The organism is Gemmatimonadaceae bacterium (assembly GCA_036496605.1).
Lineage (GTDB): Bacteria > Gemmatimonadota > Gemmatimonadetes > Gemmatimonadales > Gemmatimonadaceae > AG2.
Map to the genome: position 1 here is coordinate 1 of DASXKV010000013.1, position 17,991 is coordinate 17,991.

13 protein-coding genes are annotated in these 17,991 nt (G+C 64.0%); 6 read left to right on the forward strand and 7 right to left on the reverse strand.

Translation table 11 applies throughout. The features are described from left to right. Window positions 1-345, forward strand: a 345-nt coding sequence (locus tag VGH98_05175; protein ID HEY2375346.1) for a hypothetical protein, incomplete at its 5' end; no start/stop codon positions are given. A gap of 226 nt (window positions 346-571) precedes the next feature. On the opposite strand, the gene VGH98_05180 is transcribed toward VGH98_05175, so the two are convergent. Continuing rightward, window positions 572-2,746, reverse strand: coding sequence for a S9 family peptidase (locus tag VGH98_05180; protein HEY2375347.1), 2,175 nt, complete (start codon window positions 2,744-2,746; stop codon window positions 572-574). A gap of 89 nt (window positions 2,747-2,835) precedes the next feature. Here VGH98_05180 and ggt point away from each other — a divergent pair, with 89 nt between their 5' ends. Further along, window positions 2,836-4,563: a gamma-glutamyltransferase gene (gene ggt, locus VGH98_05185; protein HEY2375348.1), complete on the forward strand. Its 1,728-nt coding sequence runs from the start codon at window positions 2,836-2,838 to the stop codon at window positions 4,561-4,563. Between the two features lie 313 nt (window positions 4,564-4,876). Next, window positions 4,877-5,263: a hypothetical protein gene (locus VGH98_05190; protein HEY2375349.1), complete on the forward strand. Its 387-nt coding sequence runs from the start codon at window positions 4,877-4,879 to the stop codon at window positions 5,261-5,263. A 116-nt stretch (window positions 5,264-5,379) separates the two neighbouring features. Here VGH98_05190 and VGH98_05195 read toward each other — a convergent pair whose 3' ends face one another. After that, on the reverse strand, window positions 5,380-8,442 hold the full coding sequence (locus tag VGH98_05195; GenBank protein HEY2375350.1) for a prolyl oligopeptidase family serine peptidase: 3,063 nt from the start codon (window positions 8,440-8,442) through the stop codon (window positions 5,380-5,382). Window positions 8,443-8,754: 312 nt separating this feature from the next. Between VGH98_05195 and VGH98_05200 the strand changes: the two genes are divergently transcribed. The 3 genes from VGH98_05200 (at window position 8,755) to VGH98_05210 (ending at window position 12,410) form a co-directional block, all read left to right on the forward strand. Continuing rightward, window positions 8,755-11,478 (forward strand): ABC transporter permease, encoded by a 2,724-nt coding sequence (locus tag VGH98_05200; GenBank protein ID HEY2375351.1) that lies wholly within the window; start codon window positions 8,755-8,757, stop codon window positions 11,476-11,478. A gap of 37 nt (window positions 11,479-11,515) precedes the next feature. Further along, a complete protein-coding gene (locus tag VGH98_05205) occupies window positions 11,516-11,938 on the forward strand; it encodes a helix-turn-helix transcriptional regulator (protein ID HEY2375352.1) in 423 nt (140 codons plus the stop codon). 64 nt (window positions 11,939-12,002) lie between these two features. Further along, complete coding sequence (locus tag VGH98_05210; GenBank protein HEY2375353.1) at window positions 12,003-12,410, forward strand: hypothetical protein; 408 nt, start codon at window positions 12,003-12,005, stop codon at window positions 12,408-12,410. 24 nt (window positions 12,411-12,434) lie between these two features. On the opposite strand, the gene VGH98_05215 is transcribed toward VGH98_05210, so the two are convergent. The 5 genes from VGH98_05215 to VGH98_05235 all read right to left on the reverse strand — a co-directional run bounded on the left by VGH98_05215 (window position 12,435) and on the right by VGH98_05235 (window position 17,897). Next, on the reverse strand, window positions 12,435-12,845 hold the full coding sequence (locus VGH98_05215) for a hypothetical protein (GenBank protein HEY2375354.1): 411 nt from the start codon (window positions 12,843-12,845) through the stop codon (window positions 12,435-12,437). A 212-nt stretch (window positions 12,846-13,057) separates the two neighbouring features. Beyond that, window positions 13,058-13,822, reverse strand: a complete 765-nt coding sequence (locus VGH98_05220; GenBank protein HEY2375355.1) for a class I SAM-dependent methyltransferase — start codon at window positions 13,820-13,822, stop codon at window positions 13,058-13,060. Further along, on the reverse strand, window positions 13,758-15,044 hold the full coding sequence (locus tag VGH98_05225) for an MFS transporter (GenBank protein HEY2375356.1): 1,287 nt from the start codon (window positions 15,042-15,044) through the stop codon (window positions 13,758-13,760). Before VGH98_05225 ends, VGH98_05220 begins: the two co-directional genes overlap by 65 nt. Further along, window positions 15,041-16,648 (reverse strand): S41 family peptidase, encoded by a 1,608-nt coding sequence (locus tag VGH98_05230; GenBank protein ID HEY2375357.1) that lies wholly within the window; start codon window positions 16,646-16,648, stop codon window positions 15,041-15,043. The genes VGH98_05225 and VGH98_05230 overlap by 4 nt, the downstream gene beginning before the upstream one ends. Before the next feature lie 31 nt (window positions 16,649-16,679). Beyond that, a complete protein-coding gene (locus VGH98_05235) occupies window positions 16,680-17,897 on the reverse strand; it encodes a tetratricopeptide repeat protein (GenBank protein ID HEY2375358.1) in 1,218 nt (405 codons plus the stop codon). Window positions 17,898-17,991 lie beyond the last annotated feature (94 nt).

Consider the following 17,991-nt stretch of genomic DNA (forward strand, 5'->3'; position numbering starts at 1 on the left):
CAGCCGGTGTTCGTGGAGAATGGCCGTCCGGAGGACTTCGCCGACGCGCTGGTGGCGGCGGCGGGGGCGGTGCGTGCGTCGGTCGACTCGCGTGCGAACAGCATCACGAGTAAGGCAGGGGCACGCGAGGGAATCAAGACCGCCGCGACGCGGGCGCACCTGGTATTGCGGTTGCTCGACGCGCAGGTGAAGAACGCGCTCGTGGATGACCCGAAAGCGCTGGCCGCGTGGAAGTCGGCCAAGCGGATCGGCAAGGGGAAGGTAGTGCCGATCGAAGCGACGATTCCGGCGCCGGCGACGACGACGGCTCCGGCTTCGACGGCGACTGAGGCAAAGGCAGCATAGCACTGCACCACCGAGGCTTGGGGGGGCGGCAGCCCTGCCCTCGAACCGAAGCAAAGAAGCCCCGGGGTGACGACCCCGGGGCTTCTTCTTTGCGAACGCCGAGGGCCCGAACTGGCCTCGCTAAATTCCACCGCACCGGCCGCGTCGCGCTCGCGCAACTCCTCGATGAGATCGTATCAGAGCCAGGGCTCGACCTCGGTGAACAGGTCGGCATCCTGGGCGCTCCTTAGGATGACAGGGTTGCGGTCTTACGCAACCACCGATCCCACCATTGCAGCTCCTGCCAGTAGCGGTGCACGCTGTTCCACGGCGACCAGCCGCCGTGATAGCTGTCGGGATACCGAACCATGCGCGCAGGCACTTTCCGCTTCTTGAGCGCGGTGTACATCTGCTCGCCCTGCTCGATCGGCACACGGAGATCGGCTTCGCCGTGGACGAAGAGCGTGGGCGTCGTGACATTCGCCGCGTAGTGGATCGGTGATTGACGCCAGAGCAGCTCGTAGCCTTTCGGCTGCCAGGGCGCGCCGAAGAACTCGCTCTCCTTGGTTCGAGGGATGTCAGCGGTGCCGTAGTCGCTCACCCAGTTCGAGATGCCGGCACCTGCCACCGCGGCGGCGAAGCGATTCGTCTGCGTAATGATCCAATCGGTCATGAATCCGCCGTACGAGTACCCGGTGACGCCGAGCCGCTTGGGATCGATCGGGTAATGAGCAAGTACATAATCGACGCCGCCCATCACGTCCTCGTAGTCCTTGATTCCCCAACCGCCACCCCACGTCGCCCAGAGAAAGCTCTCGCCGTAGCCGGTGGATCCGCGAGGATTCGTGTAGAGCACCGCGTATCCCTTTGCCGCGAACAGCTGCAGTTCGAAGTCGAAATCGTTGCCGTACGCGCCGTGCGGGCCGCCATGAATGGCGAGAATGAGCGGCAGTCGCTCGCTCGCGGCGCGCGGCGGAAGCAACAGCCAGCCTTCGACCTTCGTGCCGTCCTTGCTCGGAAAGGACACGCGGATCGCGCTATCGAGGCGGACCGAAACGAGGAAGGCCCCATTGACATTGGAGAGCCGTTTCTCGCAGCGCGTCAGGCGGTCGGGGCAGCTGTCGTCGAGGGAGGCAGTATATACCTCGGCGGGACGCGCGGCGTCGGTTGACGAGTACGCGACGCGCGCGTTGTTCGCCGAAAGTGAGAATCCACTCAACCGGCGCGCCCCGGCCGTGAGCTGTTCGACGTTGCCTCCGGCCAGCGGGACGCGAAAGAGATGGCGGTCGCCTCCGATTTCGGCGTCGAAGAACACCCAACGGCCGGTGACATCGACATCGGGACGGCCGGGGACGAGATTCCACGACGGCGTGAGATTGCGCCAGTGGGTGCTGTCGTTGACGGACGCCTCAGCGGGTATGCGGCACAGATCGACCGGCGCGCCACGCGACTGTTTCGACGCGATCACGGCGCTGAGTCCCAGCTCACGCCTAACGACAATCGATTTCCCGTCGGGTGACCAGGCGGGCGCGCTCTGATCGTAGCCGTCGTCGGTGAGGCGGCGCGTCGCGCCATCGAGATCGACGACGAACAGATCCGAGCGCTCGTAAGTGTACTCGTCGCGTTGATGCGTGTTCGCGATGATGGCGAGCGAGCGCGAATCGGGACTCCACGCGACGTCCCGCACGTCGACGCCGAAGTGCGTGAGCGCGCGCGGAACGCCGCCGCCGCGCGGCACGACGTACAGCTCCGCCGGCGGCGTGGCGAGGGAGTCTCGCGGGTCGCTGAGATAACCGCGTTGATCGAAGCGCGCGTTCATCCAATCGTAGATCTTTCCCTTGAAGCGCTCCGCCATCTTCTTCTCGTTCGGATCGGCGTATGTGCGCGGCCGAACATGCGCACGGTGCAGGAAGGCAATCCACCGATTGTCGGGGCTGAAGATCGGTGCCGCCGTGACGCCGTCGATCTGGAACGCTTCGCCCGCGGGGACGTCCATGCGCAGAAACCAGATCGCGCTCTCCTCAGCGGAATCGGCGGTCGCGGCGAGGGATCGCCGCCGCGAAGTGAAAGCGAGGAGCGCGCCGTCTGGGCTCCAGCGCGGCTCGCCAGCGCTGAACGATGGATTGCTGATCCGAACGGCTGGCGAAGAGCCATCGGCGAGGGCGAGCCAGATCTCGCTCTGGCGTCGATTCTCGTTCTCGACGAGGAACGCGCGAACGAACGCGACACGCTTGCCGTCAGGCGAGATCGCCGGCGCGCTCGCCGATTCGATGCGGTAATAGTCCTGAAGTTCCAGCCCGCGCGGCCCGGTCGCACCTGCCGCTGCCGGACGCGCCTGCGCGCGCACGGCGGCTGTGGGTGAGACGAGGAGGACTCCGCAGAGAACGCGGAGCGCGCAGCGAGTCGAGCGCGACGCGCGCATGTGAGAACCTCGATAGCTTGAGACAACGTAGCGTACGCGTGGTGCGTAGGCCGTCAAGGGTTCGACCCGCCAACACTCATGGTGCAGCCATGAAATGCTTCCGTTACGCTGTCACACTGTTTTCTGTCCTCGCGCCTCTGTCGGCGAATGTCCTCTGCGCACAGGCCGATTCAGCGGGGATGGTGGTCTCCAAACGGGGATTGGTCATCTCCAGCTCGTCGATCGCGTCGGACGTGGGCGCCAGCATTTTGCGCCGCGGCGGTAACGCGGTGGACGCGGCGGTGGCGACCGCATTCGCTCTCGCGGTCGCGTATCCTGGGGCGGGGAATGTCGGTGGCGGCGGCTTCATGGTCATTCGATTGAAGAATGGAACAGCGACGACGATCGATTACCGCGAACGCGCGCCGTTCGAGTCGAAGCCGACCATGTATCTCGATGCGAACGGCAAGATCGATCGCTCGCTGACTGCCACCGGCTATCTCGCTCCAGGCGTACCAGGAACCGTGCGCGGACTCGCGCTGGCGCACAAGAAATACGGAAAGCTGCCTTGGCGCGACGTCGTGATGCCCGCGGCGCGCCTGGCGACGCAGGGATTCGCGCTCGATTCCGAGCTCGCGCGCAGTCTCAATCGCGAAGTCGCGCAGGCGATGAAGCAGTATCCCGCATCGGTGGCGGCATACGGAAAGGCAAATGGCGGCTCATGGCAGCCCGGTGACACGATCGTGCTTACGGATCTCAGCCGCACGCTTACTGCGATCGCGACCCGCGGTCCGAGCGTGTTCTACACGGGCTGGATCGCGGACAGCGTAGCGGCGGACATGCAGCGCAATGGCGGCTTGATCACAAAGAAGGACCTCGCCGCATACCAGGCGAAGGAGCGCGCCCCGATCCGCGGCAGTTATCACGGCTATGACATCGTGACGATGCCTCCGCCGAGCTCCGGCGGCGTGGCCATGGTGGAGATGTTGAACATTCTTTCACACTTCGACATCCAGCGGGAGGGACGTTGGTCGCCCGAGACGCTGCACCTGATGATCGAGGCCATGCGTCGGGCGTACGTCGATCGGGCGCGCTACCTCGGCGATCCAGACTTCGTGAAGATGCCGCTCGCGCGCCTAACGTCTCCGAAATACGCGGCGTCGGTGGCAGCGCGCATCGATCGCACGAGAGCGACGAGCAGCGTCGAGCTCGGCAAGGATATCGTCACGCCAACGAGCGTGGCGACCGAAAGCGACGAAACGACGCAGTTCTCGGTCGTCGACGCCGATGGCAATGCCGTCTCCAACACCTTCACGCTCGAAGGCGGCTACGGATCGCACGTGGTCGTCCGCGGCGCGGGTTTCCTGCTCAACAACGAGATGGGCGACTTCAACAAGAAGCCCGGTGAGACGAACGTGCAGGGTGACATCGGCACATCGGCGAATCTCATCGCGCCCGGAAAGCGGATGCTCAGCTCGATGTCGCCGACAATCGTGACGAAGAATGGGAAGCTGTTCATGGTGACCGGCTCGCCGGGTGGACGCACGATCATCAACACGGTGATGGAAGTGGTGCTCAACGCGACGGGTTTCGGAATGAACGCTCGCGAGGCGGTCGATGCGCCGCGTCTCCATCATCAGTGGCTACCCGATGTCGCGACGTTCGAGCGTGACGCGATTCCCGATTCGACGATCGCGCGGCTCCGCTCGATGGGGCATACCGTCGAACAGCGCGGTCGCCAGGGTGACGCGCATACGATCATCTACAGCCCGAGGACGAAGACAGCCTACGGAGCGAATGATCGGCGGAGTGCTGACTCGAAGGCAGCCGCCCCTTAGGTCGTTGGTGGTTAGTCGTGCTTGTGAGCCGTGTTGCCGGGCCACTAGGATACATCGCGATACTGTGGTGCCTCCACTACGCCGCGCGCCATTCAGCGTGTATTCTTAGATCGACTTTCCGGGAGACGCCGAAGCTATGGCAAGACGGAAACGGGAAGGCGGAGGAGGGAGAGGAGCAGGCGGGCGCGGTCCGAGGATCGCGAAGCATCAGGGTCCCAAGTCCCCGTATTTCATGCAACCGGGGAAACGGGGAGTCGTTGTCGTTTTGCACCGGGCGTGTGGTAACCGCGTGGTGCCGAAAGTCTGCGGCGAAATGCCAAGCCGGACGCACGCGAAGATGCTGATCGCACAGCTCGAACGTGCGGAGTCCGTCGTGAAAGACCTCTTTCTCGAAGCCACCGACGACGGTATCGAGGCGCTCGAGGCAGTGTTGGCCGCGTGCCGAGAAGAGGTTTTGAAGCGCGGGCCGCGCGTGCACGAGGGCGGCCCTGGTTCCGAGGGCAGCGAGCCGGAGAGCGGTGGGGGGGAGAGCGAAGGTCAGAACCGCGGCGGAACGCCGGGTCGCAACAAGCGACGGCACCCACGTGGGCGTCGCGGCGGCCCTCGATTCGATCCGCCGTCGTCGAGCCCGCGTCCGTTGCCTGACGAGCCTAGTCATCCGACTGCTGGCGACGAGCCGTATAACGAAGCCGCGTCATAGCGCAGAGCGTTGAGGGTAGAGGGTAAAGACGGTGGGGTAGATCAGAGGCCCGGCTCGCAACAATCGCCGGGCCTCTTGTCTACCCCTACCGTCTACCCTCTAGTCTCGACCCTGCGCTACGGCACCACATCCGCCTTCACACTCTGATCGGCCTGATGCCGCTCCTTGAGATGCTCTTCCATCTTGAGTCGCGGTACGCCGTTCACGATCCAGTCGGCGGGCGTTACGCCCTTGAGCTGATAATCGAACCACTCGCGCATTCGAACGGCGTAGTCCTTCTGATTGATGGGCCGCTGCAGTCCATGATTCTCACCGACGTACTCGAGCAAAATGACATCCTTGCCGAGCTGGCGCAGCGTATTGAAGTAGGTGATGCCCTGATTGAAATCGACCGCGCCGTCCTTGTCGTTATGCAAGATGATCAGCGGTGTCGTCACCTTGTCCGCATGGAACGCGGGCGAATTGCGAATGTAGGCATCGTAGTTCTGAAGGAAGTTGCCCTTGAAGCGTCCCTGACTCGACTCGAAGATGCCCTGATTCGTGCCGCCCGTATTCCAGTAGATCGAGCTGTACATGCTCACCATGTCGGTGAGTGGCGCACCCGCGACCGCGGCATGGAACATGTTCGTTTGCGTCACGAGGAACGCGGTCTGGTAACCGCCCCACGAGTGACCCCACAGTCCGACGTGGCTCGAATCGATCATGCCCGTGGCAATCGCGGCGCGAACGGCGGGCAACACGCACCATACCGCCGACATGCCCGGATCGTTGACACGATACACAATGTCAGGATCGAGGACGGCGTACCCCCGGCTGGTGTAGATGCTGCGATTCGGCGTGCTCGTCTCGCTGGGCGCCGCATAGCTGTGGAGCAATTGCGAACGCTTCTCGTAAATCGTGACGAGCAGAGGATACTTCTTGCCGGCTTCGTAATTCGCCGGCAGGTAGAGCGCGCCCTGGAGCGTGTCACCCTTGTCGCTCACGTACTTGATGAGCTTCGCGCCGCTCGACCACGCGAACTCCTTCTGCTGCGGGTTGGCGTCCGTGATCTGACGTCCGCCGTGGAGGTCGGCGTTGGCCACATAGTAATTCGGGAAATCCAGCGCCGTCTGGCGAGTGTAGATGAAGACGTCGGCGTCTTGGGCCTTCGTGAAGTTGTACGACGCGTCGTCCCACATCAGCGACGTCACGCCCACCCTGTTGGGCTCGACGCGCGCCAGACCTTCCTTCTTCGTCCACTCGCCATACGTGCCGAAGTACAGTGGCTTCGTTAGGTCCACGCCCTCGTCGAGGGGGGGAGCACCGCCGCGACCGCCCCGCCGTGCGCGGCCGGCAAGAGCACCGGCGTCGAACGCGTATAGGCGCTGATATCGAACCTGAGTCTTGCGGCCGTCGCTCGTGAGATTCACTGCCTTTCCTGCTCCGGCAACCGGAACGCGCCACACGTCCCAACCGTCGGTGAGCAGCACCGCGCTCGCATCCTTGGCCCATGCGAGAACGGGACGCGGGGGCGGCACGAGGTTGTTGTGGTCGTCGTCGGTATTCACGAAGCTCACCGGCGCGTCTTTCGTGACGTTGTGCTTCTGGCCCGTCGCGAGATCGAGCGTCCAGTAATTGGCGTCGTCGCCCCAAAAGAGCAGCTCCTTGCCGTCGGGCGCGGGGAGGCCGAAGAACGACAGATCTTTCTTCAGCGCGAGCGTGCGCGCGCCGGTTTTCAGATCGACGGCGTAGATGTCCGCATAACGACGGCCGTCGTAGCTGTCGCGCTGGTCGTAGTCGCGGCTGTCTACGCCGAACGCGTAACGGTCGTGCGGCAGCAACGTGATCTGACGCAGCGCATCGTCCGAGAGCCTGACGAACTTGTTATCGGCGATGCGATACTCGACCAGATAGCTATAGGTGCGATCGGCCTGCTCCTGTACGAGCTGTTGTGATTGCAGCCTCGGATCCTTCCAGTGCCAGAGGACGAGCGTCGGATTCTCGTCGTCGGGATCCACGCGCGGCTGATTGCGCGTGCCGCCCTCGCCCGGGGCACCGGCCTGCACGATCGGTGTTCGCTGCCCGCCCTCTCGATTCGCGATCGTCTCTGCCGGTGCTTTCGGCTTGGCCTCGCGAATGCCGAAGAAGACCGCGCCGAAATCATCCGCGATGTGTGGCGCGCGATCGGCGCTCACTCGCATCGATGCGGGGAAGTCGGTGCGCCCCGCGGCATCGAACGCGGTCTTCTTCTGCGCCGCCGTGCCGATTCCGGTGAACGTGACGACGCTATAGAGCGTATCCTTCGCTGCGGTATCCGGCTTGCCACGCAACACGGCGAGCGCCGGCCCGCTGTCGGCCCACGCCAGGCGACGATACAACGCTTGCTCGCTGTCGAGCGGACGAACGACATCGGTGCGCAGATCGCGCAACTGAACGCCGTTCCCGATCTCGTCGTGCGCGTCGATGGTGTACGCGAGGAAGTTGCCCGACTCGTCGAAGGCAAAATCGCCGACGTTGCCGATGTTGATGATGCTACCGCTCGTCAACGCGTAGAGCAGAAGATCAGCCCCTTCGCTCCGGCTCGTCGCCGCGGCGGCACCCGCACCTCGATCATTTCCCGCCGCGGAAGGCGTGGGCGCCTCGGCGGCATAGCCATACAGGGCGAGCACTTGCGGCTTGTCTCCCGAAAAAGCAAAGCGGCGGATCTTATCGAACTCCGTCTTCTGGCCTGTCGCGAGGTTGACCACCGCGACTCGGTTCTGGACGGCTCGCCGCTGTTGACGCAGTCGGCGCGCCTCGCGCTGCGTTGGATAGATCGTGAACGCAACCCACTTCGAGTCGCCGGAGATCGCGAGCGTTGCGGGACCAGCAGGAGCGCCGAACGGGTTGGCACCGGCTGGGGGCTGTTCCCCGATGGCAAAGCGCTGCTCCGTGGCACCCTGCGCCGTCGATCGGACGACGACCGCCGCATCGCCTTCGTTAGGCGCCAGGACGTAGGCGAACCACTTGCCGTCGTTGGAGAGAGCGGACGAGCGGATCGACTTCCACGCTTTGAGATCGGCGGCGGTCATCTGCTTGATGCCGGCCGCACGCGTCGCGGTCGACGGTGTGGCGGCGGCAGTCGGCGACTGCTGCGCGGGCGCGCTCGACGCGACGATAGAGATCGCGGCGACGCACAGCGACGTTCGAAGGGCGGACATGACGAACTCCCGGTGAGGTCGATGCTGCGATGGGCGAGAAGCTACGCCCGGCAACGCAGAATAGGAAACGGGAGCAAGTCGCAGGAAACCGGAGGGCCCACCCCCGCCGGACTGCTTCCCTGTGACTTCCTCCCGTTGCTTTCCCATACGCGGGACCCTTGCCGAGCGCTGAACCTTTTTTCATACTATATCCGTTACGGATGTATTGGTGGCCGGTGATTGGTAGCTGGTGGTTGGCGTTCGGTGTCTACCCACCGCGTGCCAAAGCGACCAACGATTTAGCGGCCAAGGACCCGCAACCCACGACCATCGATGCGCCGAACGCAGCCATGCCGTGACGCCAGCGATCGCGTGTTCGGCGTGCTGCTCCTGCTCTACCCGCGTTCGTTCCGCGAGCGATTTGGCGACGAGATGCTCGCGTTCTTTCGAGCACGACGAAGCGAAGCACATCATCAGCGTGGCCTCAGAAGCACGCTGCGCCTCTGGCGTCATCTCCTTGTCGACATCGCGATCACGGCCCCGATCGAGCGCGTTCGCGCGGTCTTCGCCAGCGCTCAGCAGGAAGCAACGCTCATCGATGTACCGTGGTCTTCACCCTTCTATCTCGAGCAAGAGGATTCGATGGACGCGCTCCGCCAGGATCTGCGCTTTGCGCTGCGCACGCTACGCGCGCGGCCCGCATTCACTCTCGTCGCCGTGCTCACGCTGGCGCTCGGGATCGGTGCGACCACAGCGATCTTCAGCGTCGTCAACGCCGTGCTGCTTCGGCCACTGCCCTGGCCACATGCAGATCGCTTGGTCCTGATCTGGGGGACGCGCGGCTCGGTGAAGCAGAACGGCGTCGTCTATCTCGATTACCTCGACTGGCAGAAGGCAACGCGGAGCTTCGATGCGCTGGCTGTCATGCGCGGCCAGAGCGTCAATCTCACTGGTGGTGATCAACCGGAGCGCGTGACGGGATCATTTGTCACGGCGAATTTCTTTGGTCTTCTCGGTGCGAAGCCGGAGCAAGGAAGATTCTTCACTCCAGCGGAGAGCGACGTCGGCTCGAAGGAGCCGGTCGCGGTCATTACCGACGACTTCTGGCGGACGCATTTCGGTGCGCGGCCTGACATGCTTGGCCGGACCCTCGTACTCAATGGTGTTCCCTTCACCGTTGTTGGTATCGCGCGGCCGGAAGTCGCAGCGCCGCTCGGAACGCCGGACGTCTGGATGCCGATCGGATACTATCCGAACAAGGGAGATCTGGTAGAGCGTGGCCGCCCCGGCGTTCTCGTGGTTGGGCGGCTCAAGCCGAACGTATCCGTCGCGAAGGCGCAGGCCGATCTCGATGCCATCAATGCGCACCTTGCGGCCGCGTTTCCGTCGACCAACAGTGGTGTCGGGGCCAACGTCACGTCGATGACCGATCAACTCGTTGGCCCGATGCGCGCCCCGATGCTCATCGTTGCCGGCGCCGTCGCGATCGTATTGCTGATCGCGTGCGCGAATGTGGCGAACCTGCAGTTGGCGCGTGCCGCGTCGCGGCGTCGCGAACTGTCCGTGCGGACGGCCCTTGGTGCCGGGCGACGGCGGCTCGTGCGCCAACTGCTTACGGAAAGCGTGCTCCTATCGATCGCGGGCGGCGCGCTCGGCATTCTACTGGCGAAGTGGAGCGTCGTCGCGCTCGCGGCGGAGCTGGCAGCCAGCATGCCGGTGCAAGGTAATATCACGATCGACGCCTCCGTACTCCTGTTTGCCGTCGCGGTCACGTTAGGCGCCGGCGTACTGTTCGGAAGCGCACCGGCCTGGCAATACTCCCGCACGGATGTTCGCGATGCGCTCGCGGTTCGCGCCGACGCCGCCGCGGCCCGTCCGCATCGATTCGGTATTCGCGGCACTCTCGTCGCGGCGCAGATCGCATTGAGCGTGATCCTGCTGGTGAGTGCCGGTCTGCTGATGCGCAGCCTCGTCGCCATCTCGCGCGTCGAACCGGGGTTCGATCCCTCACACACCTTGACGCTGCAGTTCCGCCTCCCCAACTCGAAGTACAAGACGGACGCCATGATCTCGGACATGTTCACGCGTACGCTGAACGAGATCCGTCAGGTGCCAGGCGTCGAGAATGCGGCGCTCGTGCGCGCCACGCCGCTCAACGGGAACGGAGAGAGCTATCCGTACTTTCTCGCCGACAAGCCGATCGCCGACCCACAGTCGGCGCCGACCGCTCAGCTCAATATCGTGAGTCCGGGGTACTTCGCGACGATGCACATCCGCCGCGTGGCCGGACGCGACTTCACGATGGTCGATCGAGCCGGTGGCACGCCGGTCGCAATCGTGAACGATCAGCTCGCGCGGCGCGCGTGGCCTAACGAGTCGGCGATCGGCAAGCGCCTCCGGCTGGGTGGCGAGGGAGCCTGGGCGACGATCGTTGGTGTGGTTGGAACGACGAAGCACTTTCGACTCTCGGAGGATCCTCTCGACCAGGCGTATGTGCCGTACCAGCAACGGCCGCTGATTTTCACCGAGGTTGTGGTGCGCGCGACAGGCGACGCTGGCGCGATCGCGAACGCCGTGCGCGCCGCGATCTGGCGCGTCGACCGCGATCAGCCGGTGTGGCACTTCCGCACGATGGATCGCGTGCTCGCGGAGGCGCGTGACGGTTCGAGGCTCACGGTCTGGCTGATGGCAGCGTTCGCGGTCCTGGCGCTCGTGCTCGCGGCGATCGGGGTGTACGGCGTCATGAGCTACACGGTGACACGGCGCACCCAGGAGGTTGGCATCCGCATCGCGCTCGGCGCGCGGCGCGGCCAGGTGCTCGGCATGGTGTTGCGCGACGGAATGAAGACGATCGTGGTCTCGGTCGTCATCGGTCTCGCCGGCGCGGCGATCGCGTCGCGGCTCCTCGCGAGCCAGCTCTTCGGAGTGAGCACCGTGGACCCTCTCACCTTCGCTGCCGTGCCCGTCCTTCTCGCGATCGTCGCGTTCCTGGCGTGTTACCTCCCTGCCCGCCGCGCGAGCCGTGTCGATCCGATCATCGCGCTGCGGACAGAATGAAGACAATCGATGATAACTTGCTCATGATGGAGTCACCGTGAAGCGCGCGGCCGATCCTCGAGCGTTGCTGCCGCTCACGCCGGTCGTGCTCCACATTCTCCTCGCTCTGGCCGAAGGACACCGCTCGGGTGACCACGAGGACGTCGCCGGACGGCACGGCTACGGGGTCGCACAGGAAGTCGAGGAGATGACGGACGGCCAGATCCGCATGGGTCCGGGCACCCTCTACGGCTCGATTCAGCGTATGCTCACGTCGGGTCTCATCGAGGAAGTCGCGCGTGGCAAAACGGCGACGCGCACGGCCGTTTCGGGAGGGGGAGACGACGAGGACGAGCGGCGGCGATACTATCGACTTTCGCCGCTCGGACGGCGGGTCTTACAGCTCGAACTTGCGCGACTCGCGCGAGTCGTTGTCGTGGCCAGGGCGAAGCACCTGCTGGCCGGACCCGAGCCTGCGTAAGGCGAAGTCTTCCCCCACGCGGTTCCTCATAGCATTATGCGCGGGTCCTAACGATTCCTCCTCCATGCGCCGTCGCTTCGACCCGACAGCACTGCTGCCCTTCGCGCTCGGTGCGCTTCTCCTCCTGAATGTCGACGGCTGCCACAACGGAAAGCCGTCGGAGCCGGTGCCGGTACAGCCGAAGACGTGGCTCCACGTGACGAACGGCGAGTTCCTCGACGCCGTCGTTTACGTAGTCGTCGACCGAGGCCAGCGCGTGCGGCTTGGGGTCGCGAGCTCGAATCGGACGACAACCTTCGAGATCCCGCCACATCTGCTGTTTTCACCCACGTCGCTCAGCTTCGTCCTCGACCCGATAGGCGCGCCCGCACGCCCGTCGACGGGGGATGTAGTAATCGACCCCGGCGACGACGTGGAGCTGCGATTCAGTGGCGGACGGGTGGTGCTGACGAAACGCGCGCCTGGCGCGTGAGCCGCGGCGGAACTGGTCCTGCGACTAGTGCGCTAGTCCGCCGTGGTGCTTGCAGACGTCCTTGCCCTTCGCCTCGTAACGGCCATCACGGCACTTCAGGCGACCGCGCTTCTCCTCGCGCCGGCGCTCTTCCTCGCGCCTGCGCTCCTCTTCGCGCTTGTGATCGTCGCGATGCGCCCAGCGCCAGCCGCGGCGCTCCTCGTACGGCGGATGCGCCGATGAAGGCGTGCCTGCCTGGGCGACGTGACCGGTCTCGGTCCGCTTGACGGGCGCGCGATTCATCACTGCCGTCTTGCCTTTATTGATCCCACCATGGCCGTTGCAGACACTGCTGCCGACGGAACTGGTGGTCGAGCCATCGTTGCAGGCGGTGCGACGGCCTGCCTGCGCGTGCGCGACGATTGGGACAACCGCGATGAGGAGTGCGGCTGTCACGCCGCCTACTATAGAACGGGGGAGCGACATGGGGCCCTCGGAAGGAGTCGCGAGATTGACGCCCGTTCACTCGTCAGCGTCACCCGATACCGGTCGACGTGCGCGAGATCACATACGGCACTGGTAGCTCGTCTTCACGAAAAACGCGTCAGCCGTCCGGAGCGAACCGAAACGAGGTCCTGGGTTCGCCAGCGCCCGTCGGTCGAATCGTTCTAGTTGGGCCTGACTTGGCCCACGCGAAGGTAGAGCTCGAAGCCAGCCGTACGCGATGTGTAAGGATCACCCCACTCGCGTCGCAGCTCGTCGAGCACAGCGGGGACGGGATCCTCGCCTTTCGAGTCGATGTAGCATTGCACTCCCGACCAACTGCGAAAGTACTGCTCGAGCTGCTCGAGTGTGAATGCGTGCTCCATTCGAAAGGCAGGCGCTTCGATCTCGGGAAACGGAAAGGCAAGCGTGCGGTAGTGGTCGCGAATGATGCGACTCTCCGGCGGCCAGTAGCTCTGGAGCTTGCCTTCCGAAAAGCGCTCGATGATGGCGTCGATCTCCGGTTGCATAACGAAGTAGCCATAGGACCAGAGGGCGATGATCGCGCCCGGTCGCGCAACGCGCCCGGCCTCCCGATAGAACCCATCGAGATCGAACCAGTGCGCAGCCTGCGCAACCGTGATCAAATCGATCGACGAATTAGGAAGCCCGCTTTGCTCCGCGCGCGAAACGCGATACTCGACACGCGTGTCAGCGATCGCTCGAGCGATCTGCTCGGCGCTGCCGTCGGTCGCGACGACGCGCCGCATGTGGCGCGCGAGGCCGACTGCGGCCTGACCGTTGCCGGTCGCAACATCCCACGCGAGATCCCGCGACGGTGCGTGCGCAGCCAGAAACGAGAACAGCGCGTCCGGGTATCGCGGCCTAACGGCGAGGTACGCTCGCGCGAGGCGTGAGAAGTGATCCTTGAACGAGTTCGCCGTGCGCAATCTCCCCGGCGGGCACCTCGGCGCCGCCGAACAGCGTCCCGTGTCGCTCGCGTCCCAACCACGCAACGATCGCTCCGCCGACAAAGACTATGGCCGCGGTGATCGCCATCGAGTTGGCATACGACGTGTGCTCGGCGAAGACGGCCTCGAGGTATGTGACGGAGCTCGCGATCATCACCCCGCATTGATACGCGAAACCGGGAAGGAAGCCACGCACCGAATCGGGTGAGAGCTCGGTGATGTGCGCGGGGATCACGCCCCATGCGCCTTGTACCATGAACTGCATAACGAATGCGCCCGCGACGAGTACGGCGACGCCCGGCGCGTGCGACCAGATCGGGATGGCGAGAACGGCGAGTAGGAGCGCGATCACGATCGCGCGACGGCGGCCGATTCGATCGGAAATATGACCGAAGACGATACCACCCGTGATCGCGCCGACCATCGAAAAGGCCGTGAGCCGCGCGCGATTCTCAGGCGTGAACCCCCAGTCGCGTTGCAGGAACGTGGGATACATGTCCTGCGTGCCATGGGATATGAAGTTCATCATCGTCATCAGCATGACGAGGTAGAGAAACAGCTTCCAGTTCGAGACGATCGCGCGGCCGAGGTCACCCCAGTTGTCATGCTTCGTACGCTCCCACACTTCGGATTCCTTCACGCCGAGGCGAACATAGAGCGCGAGCAGCGCCGGCAATCCGCCGAGAAAGAAGAGCGGACGCCAGCCCCAGCGGGGAAACACGACCGCGTACGCGAGCGCTGCGAGGAGATAGCCACAGGCATATCCCTCTTGCAGCAGCCCGGAGAGAATCCCGCGACGCTTCGCCGGTGCTTTTTCCATCGCGAGCGACGCGCCGACGCCCCACTCGCCGCCCATGCCGATCCCGAAAAGCGCACGGAGCACGAGAAATGTTCCGAAACTGTGCGCGAAACCGGTCGCCACCTCGACGACTGAATAAAACACGAGATCGATCATCAACGGCAACCGCCGACCATACCGGTCCGCGAGAAGCCCGAAGATAAAAGCACCGACCGGACGAAAGGCGAGCGTGACCGTCAACGACAGCGCCAGCGCTTTGTCGGGGCGTCCGAATTCTTTCGCGATGGCAGTCAGTGTCATCACGACGAGGAAGAAATCGAACGCGTCGAGCGTCCAGCCGAGGAAGCTGGCCGCGATGGCGTGGCGATGATCGGTTGTTGTGCGGACGGCCGTTGATGTCACGGAGCTTTGGCGAGGATGGCGGATGCGCGATCGAACTCCTGTGCCGCTTCCCGAACGGTGGGGTCGACGAGCGCGGCAATGCGATAATAACCAGCATCGCCAAATTTCGCGCGACCGACAGCGCGCGCCAACATGCGCTGGAGTTGTCCGTCGGCGTCTGCCCCGGCCGGGATCATCACTCCCTGCTGCGTGGCAAACGATCGGAACTCGGCAATGGCACCGGCCGGCATCGTCGGATTGGCCGCCAGCGCATCCAGAGTCATGATCGCTGAGCCATTCGCCGTCACATAGCCGCCAATCCATTTGAGAACGAGATCGTTCTCACGAACGCGCGCCAGCCAGAGGGGCTGCGCGTCCTGGTCGGCGAGCCTAACGTCGGGGTAGATCCCGCCGCCGCCGTACACGATGCGTCCCTGATCGGTCTTGCAGGTCGGACGTCCGATGGTGTCGCGAACTTCGCCCGCTTGCCGATAGTACTCGTGGCGGCTGATCGCGTGATACTGGCGCTGAATGACGCGCCCGCACGGTGTGCGCACATGCCCGATCACCAGCTCGAAGATCGAGCCGTCGGACATGGGAAAGCCGGCCATCAGGAGCGATTTCCCGAAGGTTGGCCGACCGACGACGAGCGCACGGTCGTGATCCTGGAGTGCGCCCGCGACGAGCTCCGACGCGCTAGCCGTTCCGTCGTTCACGAGCAGCACGATCGGATAACGTTTCTCAGAGCGCCAGAATGAGCGCGATACGCGCGACGTGTCGGTGACGTCGGCCTTGCGACCTTCAGCGGTGTACACAATGGCGCCCTTCGGGAGAAACTCGCCCGCGATGCGCGCCGCCTGATCGACGCGGCCCCCACCGTTGTCGCGCAGGTCGATCAACACGCGACGCATTCCCTGCCCTTCCAGCCGGCCCAGCGCATCGTGCAGATCGTCGGCAACCTTGTCGTTCGCAAATGTCGTTATACGCACATAGCCCGTCTGGCCGTCGAGCATGAACGCCGCGGGCACGGCCGTCGATTCGTCGACACGCTCTCGCTTGACGACGCGGTCCAGTCGCGCCAGCGATCCATCGATGCGGCGGCGCTCGAAGCCTAACGTCACCGTCGAGTTCTTATTGCCGGAAAGCCCGATGTCGAGCTCCGGCGGCGATTCGGCGTCGACCGACTTCCCATCGATGGTAATGAGCTCGTCGCCGACGAGAATGTCCTGCTCCGCTGCCTTCGATCCCGCGTCGACACTCATCACGATCGGCGCGCCATCGATGAACCGGAACGTGATGGGTACCGGATAGAGCTTCCCATCGCGATATGCCATCGCCTTCGCGGAATTGAGGCGGATCGCCGGGATCACGAACGAATGCGGATCGGCGGCGTGAATCATTCCTTCGATCGCGGCCATGAACAGTTCGTGCATGTCCAGCGAGTCCGGATGATTGACCCGAATCTGATTCAGGACCTGGCTGAACATCTGCAGGTCCTCGGCCGTCGTTCGTGGGCGCAGCGGACTTCGTGACGCGGTGTCCTGCGCGCGGACGAGCGCGGGAACGGCGAACGCGAGGGCGAGCACGAGGGCCCCCGCCCGCGCGCGTACAAAAGCGTTAGGCATTGGAGTCACTCACGTCTCTTCATTTGCGTGGTCAGCGGTCGCCTTTGGCGGCTAATTCTCGGACACGATCCTCGGCATCCTTGCGCCGCAGATCCTGTTTGCTTGCTCGCGCGAGAAAGGCTTGATACTGCGTAAGGGCGTCGCTGCCCTTCCCTTCGCCGTCGAGTACCTGGCCGAGGACGAAGTACGGCGTCGCGAATACCGGATCGAGCTCGATCGCTTTGCGAAGCTGGCCTTCAGCATCCTTGAACTTGCCCGACGACGCGAGCGCATATCCGTAGATATAGCGGAGCGACGGATCGTCACCTCGAATCTGCACTGCGAGATCCATCTCGCTCAGTGCGGTCGTCGTATCCTTCGCCTCGAGCGCGATGTAGCCCATCTGGATGTGCGCCGGGAAATACGAGAGGTCTTCCTCGAGTGCGCGTCCGAAGGCTTCCTTTGCCGCGACCGCATTGCCAAGTCGCTGCTGCACGAGGCCGATGCTGTGCTCGAGCACTGCTTTCGAGTCATAGACGTAGACGAGTTCCTTCTTGTCGGTCTTGCGAAGCTCCTCGAGTGCGAGCGTGAGCTCGCTCAACGCGCTATCCGGATGGTCGAGCTGGAAGAAGATCCGTCCGCGGTCGACGCGATAGTACGCCTTGAAGCGGGCCTGCCTAATCGCCTCGGCGTAGAGACTCAGGGCAGCGTCGAAGCGACCCTCGCCATATGCTTGCCCGGCGCGGAAGGAAGCCGGCCACTGTGACAATTGCCGTTCGAGATAGAACTGCACCTCCCCGGGCGACACGTCGCTGTTGTGGCGTGCATAGTCTTCCGAGATGTTCGCCACATACGCGTGAAAGAGCCGGACGTCGAGCTTCCGATACAGAAACGGATTGATCGTCAGCGCGTACAGATACAGCGAATCGATGCGTTTGACATCATCCGACTCGAGCGTCCGACGATCATCGATCATGTACTTCTGGAACCGATACCTGTCGGCCAGAAGCAACGCGCACCGCCGCGCGTAATATGCATCTGCTGATGTCGGATTGATGCGCGCCGCCCAGTAAAACGCGTCGGCAGCTTGATCGGGGTCGCGCTCGAGGTGCTCTAGGCCGAAGTCATAGTAGACCTGCGCGCTATTCGTATCGACACCAGCGGGGAACTTCGGCCGGCGTGGTTCATCCTTTGGCTTTTGGCCGGCCGCGAGCTGGCTCCCCGCGAACAGCGCAACGAGAATGGCGGACGTGAGCGACGATCGAGTCATCTGCTATCTCCGCTTGACGGTGTGGCGAGCCCCGCTACTCTCGTTCAAACAGTTCTCAAGCGCAAGATCGGAGTGAAGAGGGGCGGGGGGGGGG

Bases quoted from the DNA above. Each gene is read 5' to 3' on its own strand.
- VGH98_05180 (HEY2375347.1), bottom strand. From the start codon at position 2,746: ATGCGCGCGTCGCGCTCGACTCGCTGCGCGCTCCGCGTTCTCTGCGGA.
- ggt (HEY2375348.1), top strand. From the start codon at position 2,836: ATGAAATGCTTCCGTTACGCTGTCACACTGTTTTCTGTCCTCGCGCCT.
- VGH98_05190 (HEY2375349.1), top strand. From the start codon at position 4,877: ATGCCAAGCCGGACGCACGCGAAGATGCTGATCGCACAGCTCGAACGT.
- VGH98_05195 (HEY2375350.1), bottom strand. From the start codon at position 8,442: ATGTCCGCCCTTCGAACGTCGCTGTGCGTCGCCGCGATCTCTATCGTC.
- VGH98_05200 (HEY2375351.1), top strand. From the start codon at position 8,755: ATGCGCCGAACGCAGCCATGCCGTGACGCCAGCGATCGCGTGTTCGGC.
- VGH98_05210 (HEY2375353.1), top strand. From the start codon at position 12,003: ATGCGCCGTCGCTTCGACCCGACAGCACTGCTGCCCTTCGCGCTCGGT.
- VGH98_05230 (HEY2375357.1), bottom strand. From the start codon at position 16,648: ATGCCTAACGCTTTTGTACGCGCGCGGGCGGGGGCCCTCGTGCTCGCC.
- VGH98_05235 (HEY2375358.1), bottom strand. From the start codon at position 17,897: ATGACTCGATCGTCGCTCACGTCCGCCATTCTCGTTGCGCTGTTCGCG.